This is a genomic window from Bradyrhizobium sacchari, from assembly GCF_002068095.1.
In the GTDB taxonomy this organism is placed as follows: Bacteria; Pseudomonadota; Alphaproteobacteria; order Rhizobiales; family Xanthobacteraceae; genus Bradyrhizobium; species Bradyrhizobium sacchari.
In genome coordinates this window covers 21,125-37,931 of record NZ_LWIG01000051.1, presented here as the reverse complement: position 1 = coordinate 37,931, position 16,807 = coordinate 21,125, and the positions used below count along the sequence as shown (strand labels likewise).

Here is a 16,807-nt window from a genome sequence, read left to right as displayed (position 1 = left end):
GGTCGGTCCGCCGATCATCAGGAGATGCTCGACATTGTCGCGCCGGACCAGGACCAGGCGGCGCCGGCCATCGACCGCGGCAGCGTCGATCACGGCGAGGCGGGGCATCCGGCCGCGCTGGGTATTGGCGCCGATCCGGCCGCTGGCGAATCGGCGAACCAGCCATGCAGCGACGCCGATCAACGCCAGAACGACGATGAACGCGACGATGAAGGTGATAGGGCTGCCTTGCATACTTGTCCCCGACAAATGGCGCTGTTCTCGTGCCCGTGGTCAACAGCGCCAACCACCGGCGTACGATGCCCCAAACTGCGATTTCTTAACGTTCCACGGCAAGTTTTGCCGTCCCCAACTCTTAATAACCTATGAATCGCTCGATCCAAAACGACTTCTTGGCCCGTGCGCGGGCCGCCAAGCGGTTGGGTTAATGCCACTTTTCGAGGCGTAGAATCACGGGATTGCAAGGTCGTGTTCCGCCCGGGGACATATCCCGGCGCGGTCCTTAACTACCTGTTAACCATACAGGCGGCAAATTCTGCCTAGCTTCGGACACAGGTCCGACGGCGGAAGGAGCCGCAACGATGTCCATCAACGACCTCCCGGTGCTGTCGGCGCTTCGCACCAAGATGCAGTGGCATCAGGAGCGTCAGCGCGTCCTGTCCGAGAACGTCTCCAACTCCGATACGCCCAAATTCCGGCCGCGCGACCTGGTCGAGCCGAAGCTCGACAAGTCAGGCGCGGTCACGGGCTCGATGGGCCCCCTGGCGCTGGCCGTCACCAGCGCCTCGCACATGAAGCCGTCAGGCGCAGCCTCCGGCTTCGACCAGAACAAGAATGCCGGCTTCGAGACACGCCCGGCGGGCAATGCCGTCAATCTCGAAGAGGAGATGATGAAGTCCGCCAGCAACCAGATGGACTACGCGGCGGCGACCTCGCTCTATTCGAAGAGCCTGCACCTGCTCAAGACCGCGATCGGCAAGGGCTAGAGCATGATCCGGAAAAGTGTGCGGCGGTTTCCCGACCAGATCATGCTCATACCAGAGAGCTGGAGGTAGATCATGGCGAACGACAGCAGTGACTTCGCCCGCTCGATGGCGATCGCGACCTCGGGCCTGCGCGCCCAGGCCGGACGCATGCGGGTGATCTCGGAAAACATCGCGAATGCGGACTCGACGTCGCCGACCGCGGGTGGCGATCCCTACCGGCGCAAGGTTCCGACCTTCTCCTCCGCGCTCGACCGCAGCCTCGACGCGCAGGTCGTCACCCTCGGCAAGATCAAGCCCGACCAGTCCGCCTTCCGCGTCAGATACGAGCCGAACAATCCGGCAGCGGACGCGACCGGCAACGTCAAATACCCCAACGTGAACTCGGTGGTCGAGATGACCGACATGCGCGATGCGCAGCGGTCCTACGAGGCCAATCTCAACATCATCAGTGCGACGCGCCGGATGATCCAGCGCACGCTCGACATCCTCAAGAGCTGAACAGGACATTTGAGCCATGGCATCACCGACAATCGCGGCCAACGCCTACGCCAATCTTGCCCGTGTGCTGGAGAACAGCGGTGCGGGCAAGGGCAGCGAAGCGACCGGGCAATCCTTTGCTTCGCTGCTGAAAGACGCCGTCGGCAGCGTCATGGAATCCGGCCGCAAGTCCGACGCCCAGACGGTGGCGATGGCCGCCGGCAAGGCCAACGTGATGGACGTGGTGACGGCGGTCGCCGACACCGACGTCGCCGTCTCCACGCTGGTCTCGGTCCGCGACCGCGTGATCGCGGCATACGAAGACATCATGAAGATGCCGATCTGATTTTTTGGCGCTGGCGCTCGCCCCGATCGTCATTGCGAGCGCAGCGAAGCAATCCAGATTCCCTCCGCGGCGGCAGTCTGGATTGCTTCGCTTCGCTCGCAATGACGGGGGAGAGGGCGTTCGTTCCCCGCCGCGGTGGAGGGGATGAAGGTTGAATAAGGAATTCTCGATATGACCGGACCCGAAACCCTCGACGTCGCGCGTGACGCGATCTGGACCATCGTGATCGTGTCCTCGCCGCTGATGGTGGTCGGCCTCGTGGTCGGCGTCATCGTGTCGCTGTTCCAGGCGCTGACGCAGATCCAGGAGCAGACGCTGATCTACGTGCCGAAGATCCTGGCCATCTTTGCCACGATGCTGTTGGCGCTGCCGTTCATGGCCGACTCGCTCCATGCCCACATGCTGCGGATCTCGTCGCGAATCATCGGTGGCTGAGGCAAGATGCGAGCACCATGCGCATCGACGTCTCGCTGCTGCCGGCGCTCGCCGCCTCCTTCATGCTCGCCTTCGCCCGGGTCGGCGCAATGGTGATGCTGCTGCCGGGCCTTGGCGAGACCAACATCCCGACGCGAATCAAGCTGTCGATCGCGCTGCTGCTCACGCTGATCATCCTGCCGCTGCATCGCAATGCCTATCACGTCGACATGGGCTCGCTCGCACCCCTGCTGGTCTTGATGCTGCATGAGATCGTGATCGGCATCGTGCTGGGCGCGACTGCGCGCGTGACGCTGTCGGCGCTCCAGGTCGCGGGCTCCGTGATTGCGCAGCAGATGGGGCTCGGCTTCGTCACTTCGGTCGATCCCACCCAGGGGCAGCAGGGTGTGCTGGTCGGCAACTTCCTGACCATGCTCGGGGTGACGCTGCTGTTCGCCACCGACAGCCACCACCTGGTCATCGCGGCGCTGAACGACAGCTATTCGATCTTCTCGCCGGGCGAGACGGTGTCGAGTGGCGACGTCGCTTCGCTGGCGACGCGCGCCTTTGCCGCCGCGTTCCGGCTCGGCCTGCAGCTCTCGGGGCCGTTTCTGGTGTTCGGCCTCGTCTTCAACATCGGACTTGGCGTGCTGGCGCGGCTGATGCCGCAGATGCAGGTCTATTTCGTCGGTGTGCCGCTGTCGATCTTCGCCGGCTTCCTGGTGCTCGCCGTGGTGCTCACGGCGATGATGGGCACGTATCTGGATTACTTCATCGGTGTCATGCACCAGATGATGCCGCTCAAGTAACGAGGGATCGATGGCGGAAGACAACGATCCAGAGAGTCAAACAGAAGACCCGACACAAAAGCGTCTCGACGATGCGCTCCAACGCGGCGACGTTGCCAAGAGCCAGGAGATCAACACCTGGTTCATGATCGCGGGCGGCACGCTCGTGGTCTCGACCTTCTCGGGCTCGGTCGGCAGCGGGCTGATGACGCCGATGCGCAACCTGCTCGCCAATTCCTGGATGATCAAGACCGACGGCGGCAATCTGCTCAAGCTGATGCAGCAGATCGAAGTCGCCGTGCTGGCTGCGATCGGCGTGCCTCTCCTGATGCTGGTGCTGGCGGCGATCGCCGGCAACATGCTCCAGCACCGCCTGGTGTGGTCGGCCGAATCCCTGAAACCCAAATTCAGCAAGATCTCGCCCGGCGCCGGCTTCAAGCGCATCTTCGGCAAGCAGGCGGCGGCGAACTTCCTCAAGGGTCTCGGCAAGCTGATCGCGCTCGGCGTGGTCATGACCGTGATCCTGTGGCCGGAACGGCATCGCATGGAGGCCATGGTCCGGCTCGATCCGGCCGCCATGCTCGGCGCCACCACCAGCATGACCGTCCACCTGCTCGGCGCGGTCGTCGCGGCGCTCGCGATCGTCGCCATTGCCGACTATTTCTTCCAGTACCGCAGCTGGTTCCAGCGGCAGAAGATGTCGCTCCAGGAGATCAAGGAAGAGTTCAAGCAGTCCGAAGGCGACCCGCACATCAAGGGCAAGATCAGGCAACTCCGGCAGCAGCGCGCCAAGAAGCGCATGATGGCGGCGGTTCCCAAGGCCTCGGTGATCATCACCAACCCGACCCACTACTCGGTGGCGCTGTCCTACGAGCGCGGCATGTCGGCGCCAATCTGCGTCGCCAAGGGCGTCGACAACCTCGCCTTCAAGATCCGGGAGATCGCGCGCGAGCACGACATCCCGATCGTCGAGAACGTCCCGCTGGCCCGTGCGCTCTATGCCACCGTCGACATCGACCAGGAAATCCCGACCGAGCACTACCACGCGGTCGCCGAGGTGATCGGCTACGTCATGCGGCTGAAGCGCGGATTCGGCGCCGGGCGGGAATAAAATGCCCGGAAAGTACCGGAAATGGCCGTAATCTGGGAATCAGCGTACCTTTCGCCCTTGCTGCCCTTGCACCCTTGGGTCCGATTCAGGCAGGGAGGACCCCGCGCGCGCCGCAGCGCGTTGATTCTCTGCCGACAGGCTGCGCCAGCTCGATATGACTGCTGAGACCGACCACGACCTCACACGCGAGCCCGTTGCGGCGAACGAGCCGTCGCCGCGCTCGGGCAGCATTGCACTGGTGCTGCTGGTGGCGGCCGGCCTCGTCGCGGTCGCCGTCGGGCTGATGACGCTCGGGCGCGCGCAGGCGCAGCCCTACATCCTCGGTATCCTCGCCGTGCTGGCGATGGTCGGCCTGTTCAACCTGTTCGCCTTTGCCGCCGGCATCATCCGCTTCGCCGACCGAAATCTCGATGATCCCATCATCGGCCGCATCTCCGATCACGCATTCGACGGTCTCGCCGTCACCGATGCGCGCGGACACGTGGTCTATTCCAACGCGGCCTATCTGACGCTGACCGGCGCCAGCGGCCCGCAGGACGTGCGCCCGGTGGAGCGCGTCTTCATCGGCAATCCCGACGTCTCCGAAGCCGTGTTCCGTTTGCTGAAGGCCGCCCGCGAGGGCAAGCGCCAGCAGGAGGAGGTGCGCATCTCCGGCCATGACGGCAGCCAGGGCCGGTGGCTGCGCATGCGCGTGCGCCCGCTCGGTACCGGCAAGCGCGAGTCGAAATACGCGGTGTGGTCGATCGCCGACATCACCCGCGACCGCGAGCGCCAGGAGGACGTGTTCCAGGAGCTCCAGCACGCAATCGAATATCTCGACCACGCGCCTTGCGGCTTCTTCTCGGTCAATCCCGCCGGCGAGCTCGCTTATGTCAACGCGACGCTGGCGAACTGGCTCGACTATGACCTCGCCGAGATCGGCTCGGGCGGGTTGAAGCTCACCGACATCGTCTCCGGCGACGGGTCCGCGCTGCTCACCGCGATCGTGGCGGTGCCGGGCGAGGTGAAGACCGAAGTCTTCGACATCGACCTGCGCATGCGCAATGGCAGGACCATGCCGGTGCGGCTCTATCACAAGCTCGCCTTCGGCGCCGACGGCGCGCCGGGGCCCTCGCGCACCCTCGTCATCAGCCGCGCCCGCGACGAGCGCAGCGATCCCGATCGCGCCGCCGAAGTGCGTTTCATGCGCTTCTTCGACCATACGCCGATGGCGATCGCGACCGTCGATCGCGCCGGCAACGTCGTGCGCGCCAATGCGCGCTATGCCAAGCTCGGGCAGGCACTCGGGCTCGACAGCGCCTCCAAGTCGATCTTCCGCGCGGTCAATTCGCGCGATCGTCATCTGCTGATCACGGCGATCAACCAGGCCGCTGTAGGCCAGGCCGACATTGCGCCGGTCGAGGTGGCGCTGGAAGGGACGAGGGAACGCTGGGGCCAGTTCTTCGTCACGCCGGTGGATGCGGCCGAGAACGAGGCGGAAGCCGCCATCGTGCACATGCTCGAGACCACCGAGCGGCGCGCGCTGGAGAACCAGATCAACCAGTCGCAGAAGATGGAGACCGTCGGCCAGCTCGCCGGCGGCATCGCCCACGACTTCAACAACGTGCTCTCCGCCATCATGATGGCGAACGACTTCCTGCTGAACGCGCACAAGCCGACTGATCCGTCGTTCCAGGACATCATGCAGATCAAGCAGAACGCGACGCGCGCCGCCACCCTGGTGCGGCAGCTGCTGGCGTTCTCGCGGCGGCAGACGCTGCGTCCGCAGGTGCTGGATCTCGGCGATGCGCTCTCCGATCTCACCATGCTGCTGCGACGCTTGATCGGCGAGAAAGTCAAGCTCGACCTGATCCACGGCCGAGACCTCTGGCCGGTCAAGGTCGACGTCTCCCAGTTCGAGCAGGTGATCGTCAACCTCGCGGTCAACGCGCGCGACGCGATGCCGGACGGCGGCAAGCTGATCATCCGCACCGCCAACGTCACCACGGAAGACGCGGGCAAGCTCGCCTATAAGGGTATGCCGGCGGCGGACTACGTCCGTATCGAGGTCGCCGACACCGGCACCGGCATTCCCGCCGACATCCGCGACAAGATTTTCGAGCCGTTCTTCTCGACGAAAGAGGTGGGCAAGGGCACCGGGCTCGGCCTCTCCACCGTCTACGGCATCGTCAAGCAGACCGGCGGCTTCATCTACGTCGATTCCGAGCCGGGGCAGGGCACCTCGTTCCACATCTTCCTGCCGCGCCACCACGCCGAGCCGGAGGTGCAGGTCGAGCAGCCCGCAACCGCGGCCAGTGTCACCAATGGCGCCGCGAAGGAAGCCGCGCCCGTCGCGCCGGCAGAGGCGAAGCCCCGCACCGATCTCACCGGGCAGGGCACCATCCTGCTGGTCGAGGACGAGGAGGGCCTGCGCGCCCTCAACGCCCGCGGCTTGCGCTCGCGCGGCTACACCGTGGTAGAGGCCGAGAACGGCGTCGAGGCGATGGAGGTGCTGGAGGAGCAGAGCGGCGCGATCGATCTCGTCGTGTCCGACGTCGTGATGCCCGAGATGGATGGCCCGACGCTGCTCAAGGCGATGCGCGAGAAGAACCCCGACATCAAGTTCATCTTCGTCTCCGGCTATGCCGAGGACGCCTTCGAGAAGAGCCTGCCGGAGGGCCAGCAGTTCGACTTCCTGCCAAAGCCGTTCACCCTCAGCCAGCTCGTGGCGGCGGTGAAGGAGACGATGACGAAGCAGGGGTAGGGGGCGGGCTCTCGCCACGTCCCTCCGTCATTGTGCCCGCCGCTTCAACGCCGCGTTGCGAGGAGCGCTTGCGACGCAGCAATCCAGACTGTTCCCGCGGATGCATTTCTGGATTGCTTCGCTTCGCTCGCAATGATGAGGAAAAAGCTGAAATCCCGCCGTTAAGCCGCCGGTAACCGGCGACCACGGTTCCGCCGGCACAATCGGCCAAACCCCCGTCAAATATGGACTTTTGCCACATCCCCGCGACTGAGGGCCGCAGCCATGGCGGCTGAAACCGGCTTCACTTTTCGGGAAGTCTGCCCATCTTAGGGTCACGTCCCCATGCCGGGGATATGGGAAACGCACATGACTTTCTCGCAACGCTCCCGCTCTCTCTTCAAGACGATCGCCGTTGTGCTGGCGCTTGCGCTGCCGACCGCGCTCGCCATCTCGTCCGCTGACGCCCGCGTCGGTGGCGGCATGTCGTCGGGTTCGCGCGGCTCGCGCACCTATTCGGCACCGCCGTCGACCACGACCGCGCCGGGCTCTGCCTCGCAGTTCAACCGTACCTACACCCAGCCGGGTGCAGGCATGAATTCGGCCGCGGCTGCGCCCGCGCGCGGCGGCCTGTTCGGCCGCGCCGGCGGCTTCATGGGCGGCCTCGCGGCCGGCTTCCTCGGCGCAGGCCTGCTCGGCATGCTGTTCGGCGGCGGCCTGTTCGGCGGCCTCGGCGGCCTGTCGTCGATCCTCGGCCTGATCATCCAGATCGTGCTCGTCGTGTTCGTGGTGCGGCTGGCGATGTCCTGGTGGCAGCGCCGCCACACGCCGCAGGCGGCCTATGCCAACGCTGATGCAAGCGCTGGTCCGGGACCGCAGACCAACTATCGCAGCGGACTTGGTGGTGGTCTTGGCGGCGGCCTCGGCGGCTTCGGCTTCGGCGCAAACAACGCGCCGCTCGAGATCAAGCCTGATGACTATGAGGCGTTCGAGCGCCTGCTCGGCGAGATCCAGACCGCCTGGTCGAACGAGGACGTGGCCAAGCTGCACACGCTCGCGACGCCGGAAATGGTTTCCTATTTCGAGCAGGATCTGGCCCAGAACCGCGCGCGCAACGTCGTCAACAAGGTGACCAACGTCAAGCTGCTGCAGGGCGACCTCGCGGAGGCCTGGCGCGAAGGCGAGACCGACTATGCCACGGTGGCGCTGCGCTTCGCGCTCACCGACAAGACGGTGGACCGCAACACCGGCGCGGTCGTCGCCGGCAGTGAGCAGCCCGGCGAGGCCACCGAAGTCTGGACCTTTGCCCGTCGCCCGAACGGCGGCTGGGAATTGTCGGCGATCCAGCAGACCAACTGATCGCAGACGAGATGAGGAACCAGGGCGTCGTGCTTCGGCACGGCGCCCTTTTCTTTTGGTCGTCCCGCAGCGCGGAACCGGAATAAGCGGGTGTGCGTCGGGTTGAAATCAGGCGGCGAACCAAAAACACTTATGGGAGGACAAGATGATTGGTATCGAGAAATCCACGACGATTTCCGGCCTTGCGCTGGCCATGGTCTTGCTGGCTGCCCCATCGGCGCACGCGCAGTCGGCCGACATGACCTTCTTCGTGACCTCCAGCGGCCCCGGCAAGGGCGCCGATCTCGGGGGTCTCGAGGGAGCCGATGCGCAGTGCCAGAAGCTCGCTCAGGCCGCCGGCGCCGGCAGCAAGACCTGGCGCGCTTATCTGTCGACGCAGGCCGCCGACGGCAAGCCGGCCGTCAACGCAAAAGACCGCATCGGCAAGGGACCGTGGCAGAATGCCAAGGGCGTGGTGATCGCCAAGGACGTCGCCGATTTGCACAGCGCGGCGAACAACCTCACCAAGCAGACGGCGCTCAACGAGAAGGGTGAGGTCAACAACGGCGCCGGCGACACGCCGAACCGGCACGACATTCTCACGGGTACGCAGCCCGACGGCACTGCGTTCGCCGCCGGTGACGACAAGACCTGCAAGAACTGGACGTCGAGCACGCAAGGCGCAGCGGTCGTCGGCCATGCCGATCGCAAGGGGCTGCGCGACGACGAGGCGTCGAAGTCATGGAATAGCTCTCACCCCTCGCGCGGTCCCGACGGCGGCTGCTCGCAGGCGGATCTGAAGAGCACCGGCGGCGACGGCCTGCTGTATTGTTTCGCGGCGAATTGAATTAAGCCACGAAGCTCTCTCCACTCGTCATTGCGAGCGTAGCGAAGCAATCCAGTATCCCACCGCGGGCCGACTCTGATTGCTTCGCTTCACTCGTAATGACGGAGGATGTTGTACTGCCGTTCCGCCTCACCCTGACGGAACCTTCGGCTGCATGTTACATTGGTCCGATCGCCTCCACGTTCACGGACCCCTCCCATGAAATACGAGCTCTATTACTGGCCCGAGATCCAGGGCCGCGGCGAATATGTGCGGCTGGCGCTGGAGGAGGCGGGTGCGCCTTACGTCGACGTCGGGCGCGGTGCGCGCGGGACCTCCGCGATTATGAAGATGATGGATGCGCACAAGGACACGCCGCCCTTTGCGCCGCCGTTTCTCAAAGCCGGCAAGCTCGTGATCGGCCAGACCGCGAACATCCTGCTCTATCTCGGCGCCCGCCATTCGCTCGCGCCGAAGACGGAAGCAGGCCGGCTCTGGGTGCACCAGCTCCAGCTCACGATCACCGATCTCGTGGTCGAGATCCACGACACCCATCACCCGCTCGGGCCCTCGATGTACTACGAGGACCAGAAGGCGCCTGCGAAGAAGCGCACGGCCGAGTTCTGGGACGAGCGCGTGCCGAAATATCTCGGCTATTTCGAGCAGGTGCTCGCCGGCAGTGGCGGCGCTTACGTCACCGGCCGCCGGCTCACTTACGTTGATCTTTCGCTGTTTCAGATCGTCGCCGGGCTGCGCTATGCCTTTCCCAGGCGCATGAAGGCGTTCGAGACGGACATCCCGGGCCTCATCGACCTGCATGACCGGATTGCCGCGCGGCCGAACATCAAGGCTTATCTTGCCAGCGACCGCCGGATTCCCTTCAACGAGCAGGGCATCTTCCGCCGCTACAAGGAGCTCGATATCTAGCCGGTCCGGACGGCGGCTGGCGGCAGCTCCCGTTCCGGACCGGCCGTTTCGGGCACGATCAATCGCCCAAACGTGGTCTGGCTAAGCGCCTGTGAACGCTGCGGACCAGATCGATGATTCGAATCGGTGGAGACGCGAGCGAGATCATGCTCATCAGGGCAGGGTGGCTTGCAGAACATCGTCGCGTCTCCCGTTTGCATGGTGCGGGTTCGCTCTAGCGAGCTTCGGCTGCGGCGACGTCAGTCGATCGGATGAGGGCGGACATTTTTCCACGCGTCGCGCTCACCACACGCCCGGCAGCAGACGATAGCGCACCTGCGCGGCATAATCGCTGTAGCCCGGCAGGCCTTCGCGCAGCGTGCGCTCCTCGATGCCGATGCGCATCGCCAGCAAGGCGACGAACAGCGGCGCCATCGCCAGTCCCCACCAGGAGCCCAGCAGCAGCGGCACGCCGGCGAAGAACAGGATCAGGCCGCTGTACATGGGATGGCGCACATGCGCGTAAGGCCCGGTCGAGATCACGCGCTGCGCGCGCTCGGCCTGCAGCTTCACCACTGGCGCTGCGAACGAGTTCTCGCGGAACACCGACATCGTGAACAGCGTGCAGAGCAGGAACAGCACGAGGCCGAGGGCCTGCAGGGCGACCGGCATGTCGGATGCAAGGGTGCGCCGGTCGAGCCCCATCGCGATCAGCCAGGCCAGCATTGCCGCGATCAAGGCGGTGATGAACGCCTTGTCGGCCGGAGGCTGGTCCCTCTGGATGACCGGACGCAGGCGCTCGGCCAGCAGTGCCGGATCGAGCCGGTAGAGCCACCAGCCGCAGAACGGGCCGAGCAGCGCGGAGATGATGAGGAACAGCCAGGCCGACGGCCAGAGCAGCGTGCCGGCGGACGCGAACAGCAGCGCGCCCAGCGCAACGGTGAAGATCGTGTTCTGCAGCAGAAGGCGTGCGATCATGCGCGTCCCTCAGATTCGAGCGCGCACCAGGGTGCTCCCGCTATCCGGCAAAGATGCGGCCGGACACGCGAAAAGCCCGATCGACCGGATCGGGCGATTCATCTCCGAAAGGGCCAATCAGGCGAGCTGATCGATCCGCGTGCCCTGACCCGGTGGCAGCGGCACGGGCGGCTGCGGCTTGTAGGTCGGATCGGTGTCCTTGGTCTTGGTCTGGTCGTCCTGCTGCTTGGTCGTGTCGTAGCTCGGCACCACGATCGCGATCGGCGGCGGCGCAACGGTCGAAACGCTCATCCACAAATCCTCACACATGGAAACGCTTCAGCCTGCCCCTACAGGAGCGAAATTTCCTTCAAGGCAATTGTTAAAATGCGAGGGAACTCTTTGGATCGAGGAGACGCTTGGCGTCCGCCACCACGCTGCATGCGTCAGACGACGAGACTTGTCCTCGTCATTGCGAGCGCAGCGAAGCAATCCAGAATCCCTCCGCGGAGACAGTCTGGATTGCTTCGCTGCGCTCGCAATGACGGAGTGTGCAGCTGGCTGCATCGCGATACATGCGCGCTGCGCGCTCAGCGGGGAGCCTGACGAGACGCCTACTCGTCCTTGCCGCGCGTGATCGCGATGGATGCGTCCGTCTTGGTACGGGTACATTCCATGTTGAGCCGGCGGTAGCGCATGCTGATCTTGTCGCCGCGCAACAGTCCCATCCGCTTCAGGCAGCGTGTCGCGCCCGTCGTGGTGTCGTCCTTGGTCACCGTGAAGACGATCGCCGCCATCGATCCCACCAGCGTATAGAATTCCGGCGCCGGCTTGCGATCACCCTTGGCATAGAGCTCGATCGAATATTTGTCGCCGCGGCAACCCACCGACAGCTCCTTAGCTGCGGGGTGCGTCAGGTATACGATGTTGGCCGCGCGAAAGTTCACCTTGAGGCGGTCGATCTGGTTCGCCAGCTCCTTGGCGCTGTCGTCACATCGATCGGCGCGCGCAGGAGAGGTGAGCGCCACAAGTCCGGTGGTGGCGGCGACGACCAGGATCGCGCCGCGGACGTTCAGTTTGAAAATCATGATGAAAAGCCCCTGAGGGCGCGCATTCAACCTTCGTCGCGCGCGGAGTGCAAGGGGTGCACCAGACCTTCCCGGGGACGATAACGGCCGCGCAGCTCTGCCGGCAGGACCGAAAAAGGGCCGTCTTGTCGCCGAATCGGGATGGCCCGGCCGCGCCAGAACGCCTTCCCTTTGCGGCAAAAAAGCTTAGAACGCTTCTATGCTAGGGGCCCGCCCGAGGGCTCCAAAACCCCGAGATCGACCTCATGAACGCTCCTACCGCCTTCCCCGACTCCTCGAAGCCCGTTCCGCCCTACAAGCACACCCCGCTGTTCCCGCTGGGCAAGGACGAAACGCCCTACAAGAAGATCTCCGCGGAAGGGGTCAGGGTCGAGAAGGTCCTCGGCAAGGACATGCTGGTGGTGTCGCGCGAGGCGCTGCGGGCGCTGTCGGAGGCGGCCTTTGGCGACATCAACCATTATCTGCGGCCCGGCCATCTGAAGCAGCTCCGCGCGATCCTGGAGGACGGTGAGGCGAGCCCGAACGACAAGTTTGTCGCGCTGGACTTCTTGAAGAACGCCAACATCGCGGCCGGCGGCGTGCTGCCGATGTGCCAGGACACCGGCACCGCGATCATCATGGGCAAGAAGGGCTGCAACGTCATCACCGACGGTGACGACGAGGCGGCGCTGTCGGAAGGCGCGCGCGATGCTTATCTGCGCCGCAATCTGCGCTACTCGCAGGTCGCGCCCCTCTCCATGTACGAGGAGAAGAACACCGCTAACAATATGCCGGCGCAGTGCGAGATCTACGCCGAGGGCGATGAGGCCTACAAGTTCATGTTCATGGCGAAGGGCGGCGGCTCCGCCAACAAGAGTTTTCTGTTCCAGGCGACGCCGTCCGTTCTGACCAAAGATCGTCTGCTGGCGTTTCTCAAGGAGAAGATCCTGACGCTGGGGACAGCGGCGTGCCCGCCTTATCACCTCGCCATCGTGATCGGCGGCACCTCGGCCGAGCTCTGCATGAAGACGGTGAAGCTCGCTTCCGCCCGCTATCTCGACGCGCTGCCGACGCACGGCTCGCCTGACGGCAACGCCTTCCGCGACGTCGAGATGGAGAAGGAAATCCACAAGATGACGCAGTCGCTCGGCGTCGGCGCACAGTTCGGCGGAAAATATTTCTGCCACGACGTGCGTGTGATCCGCATGCCGCGCCACGGCGCCTCGCTGCCGATCGGGCTCGGCGTGTCCTGCTCGGCCGATCGCCAGGTGCTCGGCAAGATCACCAGGGACGGCATCTATCTCGAGGAGCTCGAGCACAATCCGGCGCAATACCTGCCGCAGGTCGAAGAGGCGCTCGGCGGCGAGGTCGTCAAGATCGACCTCAACCAGCCGATGAAGGACATTCTGGCGACGTTCTCCAAGCATCCGATCAAGACCCGGGTCTCGATGACGGGCACCATGATCGTCGCGCGCGACTCTGCCCACGCCAAGCTGCGCGAGCGGCTGGAGAAGGGCGAGCCGCTGCCGGATTATTTCAAGAACCACCCGGTCTATTACGCCGGCCCCGCCAAGACGCCCGAGGGCTATGCCTCCGGCGCGTTCGGTCCGACCACCGCGGGCCGCATGGATTCCTTCGTCGACCAGTTCCAGGCCGCCGGCGGCTCGATGGTGATGGTGGCCAAGGGCAACCGCGCGCCGGCCGTGCGCGAGGCCTGCAAGAAATATGGCGGCTTCTATCTCGGCTCGATCGGCGGCGCGGCTGCGAACCTCGCCGAGCACTGCATCAAGAAGGTCGAGGTGCTCGAATATCCCGAGCTCGGCATGGAAGCGATCTGGCGCATCGAAGTCGTGGACTTCCCCGCCTTCATCATCATCGACGACAAGGGGAATGACTTCTTCAAGGAGTTGAATCTGGGCTGAGATGTCATGGCCGGGCTCGACCCGGCCATCCATCACTCGTCAGAAAGATGGATACGCGGGTCTAGCCCGCGTATGACAAGGCGAGTTGTTGGCGAAGTCGCGATCCGCCCTAGCTGCAGTTCGTGACCTGGTTGGAGCACAGCGAACGCCACCAGCCTCGGACACCATCGTGGCTCTCGACGAGGCCCCAGTGGCCGCTGCAGGCCAATAGCCGCTTTGGTCCGCCGTCGCCGTCAATCGGGCCGCCGAGCTCGCGCTGGGCCGGCATCCATTTGGCATCGACGAAGGGGGCCTGGAACAGCCCGCCGTCGCGCGTATAGCCGTTGGCATAGTTCGCGCCGACCTTGTTGGAGGCGACCCAGCCGCGTCCGGCATAGGGCCTTGGCGCGCTGCGCGGGTATCGCTTCTCGTCTTCGTAGTCCTTGCCCGGGGGCCTCGCGCCTTCGATCAGGAACCAGCCGTCCCTAAAGCCGATGATGCGGAATTCCGTGAGCCAGCCGCCGTCAGGCGTGTTCTCGGCGCCGCCGAGCTTGAGCCGGTAAGGCGGGGGCAGCGTGCCGAGCACGCGCGCTTTCACTGACGGTTCAGCCCGCACGTTGAGGCCATTCGGGTCCTTGTCGATCGACCAGGCGCCGAGATCGCAGGGCTCGGTCCCATCAGGAAGGCTCGCGCGCCTCGCGGCGAGTCCGGCGTGCAGCTTGGCGAAATCGGTGTCGTCGTCATCAGGGAGCGGCTCGGCGCGCGGCTTCAACTCGGCCGAGACCGCACGTGTCGCATCCGCCGTCAGCGTGACGACGAGAGCCTGGCGGGCGGCGAACACGCTCGCCGGTGTCTTTGGATCGTTTGAGGTCGCCGGATAGATCGCGAGATAGCCGGTCGAACCTTCGGTGCGGTAGGCGAGGCCTGCGACATAGCCCGCCGGCACCATGGCGAGCGCGCTTGCGCGCCACGCCGGTTCGATGTCGTCCGCGCGCGCTGCCTGTGTCGCGACACACAGGATCGTCGCGATGAGAACGAGCGCACGCATCGTTGCAGCGCGCTTACGCGCGAGCGCCCGTGAACGGGAAGCTGCCCATCGGGCCGATGCCCATCTCGCCGCTGATGCTGTCGCCGGAGACGGTGCCGGTGAATTCGAGCGTGAGCGGCATCGGTTTGTCGATCGAGACCTTCCAGGAGACGTTGTCGCCAGAGACGGCGCCGTCGAAAATCTCGGCGGTATTACCTTCCGCGCCCTGCGTGCCCGTGAGCGTGCCGCCAGCGGCCTTCAGGCTCAGCGTCGCCTGGCGTTCGCCCATCGGCGTCGTCATGGTCAGATTCCAGTTGCCGTCTACGGCCATTCCCGTCTCCCGAACAAATCCCGGCGGGCCGCGACGATCCGCGGCCCGTCCCGAGCGAGCCTATAGCGTAACTCGCAGCTCCTGCCTAACCCTCCGAATAGGTATCTAGGCGCGAGCCGCAGCGCGCCGGCGGCTGGTGACGATGAGCCTGAGAACGACATATTGCACAGCAAAGGCGAGGATCTTGGCGCCGCCCGCAACCACCGTGATGTAGAACGCCCACAGCTTCAGATCGCCGGTGGCCGCGACCGCGATCATTCCGGCGCCGATCACGAACATCAGGGCGGCCCAGGCATAACCCGCAGCGGTCACATATTCCGGAACGGTCTCGGTGACGATCGGCGGCATGTAGCGCAGCATCCAGCCGCGCTTGAGCATGATGGCGCCGATCGCGAAATGCGCGATCGAGGGTTTTGCCAGCATGAAGCGAGGATCGTTGGTCAGCAGCGTGACCGTGCCCAGCACGACGACGAGCGCGAGGCTCGCATAGGTCATGTAGTTGAGCTGCTGTCCCTTGACGCGGGCATAGATCACCTGCGCGATCGCGCCGGCAATCGCGACCGACGTTGCCAGCACGACGTTGTCGGTGATGAGGTAGACGGCCAGGAAGACGATGGCGGAGAGGAAGTCGGAGGCGAGGCGGGCGAATACGTCCTTCATCGTCAATCCTGTTCAGCGGGCGCCGGGAAGCGCGCGGGCGGCCGTACCGTACTTGATCTGGCGATACTCGGGATACCATTTTGTGAAGTAGATCGCGCTGTTGCGGGCAGCGAAGGCGACCGCCAGGCTCGACCAGAGCGGCAGGCCGGGGACGTAGAGCAGCACGAGATTGGCGGCAGCCATCAACAGCGCAGCCGCAGTCCACGCGCCGGTGATGACGTAATTGGCCGTGAGAAAGCCGGGCATCGCCGCGGTCTCGGCCGGGACGGTTTCGAGCGCATATTGCAGCGTGAAAGGGCGGCGGAGCAGCATCGAGCCGAGCGAGATGACGAAGATGCCGAGATCGACCGACAGCTTGACGCCGAGCGGGCCGAGGGCGGGGTCGATCAGCGCAAGGTAAAGGCCGATTGCGGCGAACACGATCGCGGAGCCCGCGGCCAGGACCTTCACCGAGCGGCCGCGCGCGACATCGATCGCGACGGTGGCAAGGCAGATCGCCGCGGCCGCGAACACGCTGACCAAGGCCGATGTCACGAGCATCAGGCAGCTGTAGGCCCCGTAGGGCGCAAGGATGAGGAAAATCGCCATGGGCCGCCTCGGTCGAGCCGATCTTTACAATGGAAAGATTCCTACTTCAGGGATCGCCAGGGGTCAAGCCTAATGTTTACAACGTCAAAATGACGTAGGCGACTTCCAAAAGATGTAGCCCAGCAACGACTTGGTCCGCGGCCTCCTCGATCAATTCCGCCCATGGCAGGCGCGCGAGAAGCGGCAGCGCGGCAGCGATCAACAGACCGAGGCTGAGCAGGATGCCGCCATTGAAGACGGTATGGCGGCTCTGCTGCAGCCGGATCATCTGGAATGCGAGCGCGGCGCAGGCCAAGGCGAGGATGACGAGGCACCCCGCAGTGATCGAGGGCATGTGCATGGAAAACTCCTCCCGGTCGTTC

The 16,807-nt window shown here is 64.8% G+C and carries 20 protein-coding genes; 11 read left to right on the top strand and 9 right to left on the bottom strand.

All coding sequences use genetic code 11. The annotated features are described in order from the left end of the window. Positions 1-234: flagellar biosynthetic protein FliO (locus A5906_RS32090; RefSeq protein WP_201723809.1), on the bottom strand; the 234-nt coding region annotated here is incomplete at its 3' end. A gap of 347 nt (positions 235-581) precedes the next feature. Here A5906_RS32090 and flgB point away from each other — a divergent pair. The 10 genes from flgB (at position 582) to A5906_RS32040 (ending at position 9,935) form a co-directional block, all read left to right on the top strand. Then, complete coding sequence (gene flgB, locus A5906_RS32085) at positions 582-986, top strand: flagellar basal body rod protein FlgB (protein ID WP_080139150.1); 405 nt, start codon at positions 582-584, stop codon at positions 984-986. Positions 987-1,058: 72 nt separating this feature from the next. After that, complete coding sequence (gene flgC, locus A5906_RS32080) at positions 1,059-1,484, top strand: flagellar basal body rod protein FlgC (RefSeq protein WP_080139149.1); 426 nt, start codon at positions 1,059-1,061, stop codon at positions 1,482-1,484. Positions 1,485-1,500: 16 nt separating this feature from the next. After that, positions 1,501-1,809 (top strand): flagellar hook-basal body complex protein FliE, encoded by a 309-nt coding sequence (gene fliE, locus A5906_RS32075; protein WP_027575945.1) that lies wholly within the window; start codon positions 1,501-1,503, stop codon positions 1,807-1,809. 171 nt (positions 1,810-1,980) lie between these two features. Beyond that, a complete protein-coding gene (gene fliQ / locus A5906_RS32070) occupies positions 1,981-2,244 on the top strand; it encodes a flagellar biosynthesis protein FliQ (RefSeq protein ID WP_011088555.1) in 264 nt (87 codons plus the stop codon). A gap of 17 nt (positions 2,245-2,261) precedes the next feature. After that, complete coding sequence (fliR, locus tag A5906_RS32065) at positions 2,262-3,032, top strand: flagellar biosynthetic protein FliR (RefSeq protein ID WP_027560312.1); 771 nt, start codon at positions 2,262-2,264, stop codon at positions 3,030-3,032. Positions 3,033-3,042: 10 nt separating this feature from the next. Continuing rightward, positions 3,043-4,122: a flagellar biosynthesis protein FlhB gene (flhB, locus tag A5906_RS32060; protein WP_080139148.1), complete on the top strand. Its 1,080-nt coding sequence runs from the start codon at positions 3,043-3,045 to the stop codon at positions 4,120-4,122. Positions 4,123-4,276: 154 nt separating this feature from the next. Beyond that, positions 4,277-6,865 (top strand): cell cycle histidine kinase CckA, encoded by a 2,589-nt coding sequence (gene cckA / locus A5906_RS32055; protein ID WP_080139147.1) that lies wholly within the window; start codon positions 4,277-4,279, stop codon positions 6,863-6,865. 324 nt (positions 6,866-7,189) lie between these two features. Next, positions 7,190-8,203, top strand: a complete 1,014-nt coding sequence (locus A5906_RS32050) for a Tim44 domain-containing protein (protein WP_080139146.1) — start codon at positions 7,190-7,192, stop codon at positions 8,201-8,203. A gap of 145 nt (positions 8,204-8,348) precedes the next feature. Continuing rightward, positions 8,349-9,029 (top strand): lectin, encoded by a 681-nt coding sequence (locus tag A5906_RS32045; RefSeq protein WP_080139145.1) that lies wholly within the window; start codon positions 8,349-8,351, stop codon positions 9,027-9,029. 198 nt (positions 9,030-9,227) lie between these two features. Then, positions 9,228-9,935, top strand: a complete 708-nt coding sequence (locus A5906_RS32040; protein WP_080139144.1) for a glutathione S-transferase — start codon at positions 9,228-9,230, stop codon at positions 9,933-9,935. Positions 9,936-10,217: 282 nt separating this feature from the next. On the opposite strand, the gene A5906_RS32035 is transcribed toward A5906_RS32040, so the two are convergent. The 3 genes from A5906_RS32035 to A5906_RS32030 form a co-directional block, all read right to left on the bottom strand. Then, positions 10,218-10,892 carry a methyltransferase family protein gene (locus A5906_RS32035; protein ID WP_080139143.1) on the bottom strand — a complete coding sequence of 225 codons (675 nt, stop codon included), beginning with the start codon at positions 10,890-10,892 and terminating at the stop codon, positions 10,218-10,220. Between the two features lie 117 nt (positions 10,893-11,009). Next, positions 11,010-11,183, bottom strand: a complete 174-nt coding sequence (locus A5906_RS43330; protein WP_167523483.1) for a hypothetical protein — start codon at positions 11,181-11,183, stop codon at positions 11,010-11,012. A 302-nt stretch (positions 11,184-11,485) separates the two neighbouring features. Then, positions 11,486-11,959 carry a hypothetical protein gene (locus A5906_RS32030; protein ID WP_080139142.1) on the bottom strand — a complete coding sequence of 158 codons (474 nt, stop codon included), beginning with the start codon at positions 11,957-11,959 and terminating at the stop codon, positions 11,486-11,488. 245 nt (positions 11,960-12,204) lie between these two features. Here A5906_RS32030 and A5906_RS32025 point away from each other — a divergent pair, with 245 nt between their 5' ends. Beyond that, positions 12,205-13,860, top strand: a complete 1,656-nt coding sequence (locus A5906_RS32025) for a fumarate hydratase (protein WP_080139141.1) — start codon at positions 12,205-12,207, stop codon at positions 13,858-13,860. 109 nt (positions 13,861-13,969) lie between these two features. On the opposite strand, the gene A5906_RS32020 is transcribed toward A5906_RS32025, so the two are convergent. The 5 genes from A5906_RS32020 to A5906_RS32000 form a co-directional block, all read right to left on the bottom strand. After that, on the bottom strand, positions 13,970-14,887 hold the full coding sequence (locus A5906_RS32020) for a hypothetical protein (protein WP_080139140.1): 918 nt from the start codon (positions 14,885-14,887) through the stop codon (positions 13,970-13,972). Between the two features lie 13 nt (positions 14,888-14,900). After that, positions 14,901-15,197, bottom strand: a complete 297-nt coding sequence (locus A5906_RS32015; protein ID WP_080139139.1) for a hypothetical protein — start codon at positions 15,195-15,197, stop codon at positions 14,901-14,903. Between the two features lie 105 nt (positions 15,198-15,302). Beyond that, positions 15,303-15,857, bottom strand: a complete 555-nt coding sequence (locus tag A5906_RS32010) for an inner membrane-spanning protein YciB (protein ID WP_080139138.1) — start codon at positions 15,855-15,857, stop codon at positions 15,303-15,305. Between the two features lie 12 nt (positions 15,858-15,869). Further along, complete coding sequence (locus tag A5906_RS32005) at positions 15,870-16,445, bottom strand: hypothetical protein (protein ID WP_080139137.1); 576 nt, start codon at positions 16,443-16,445, stop codon at positions 15,870-15,872. Between the two features lie 76 nt (positions 16,446-16,521). Further along, complete coding sequence (locus A5906_RS32000; protein WP_080139160.1) at positions 16,522-16,785, bottom strand: hypothetical protein; 264 nt, start codon at positions 16,783-16,785, stop codon at positions 16,522-16,524. Positions 16,786-16,807 lie beyond the last annotated feature (22 nt).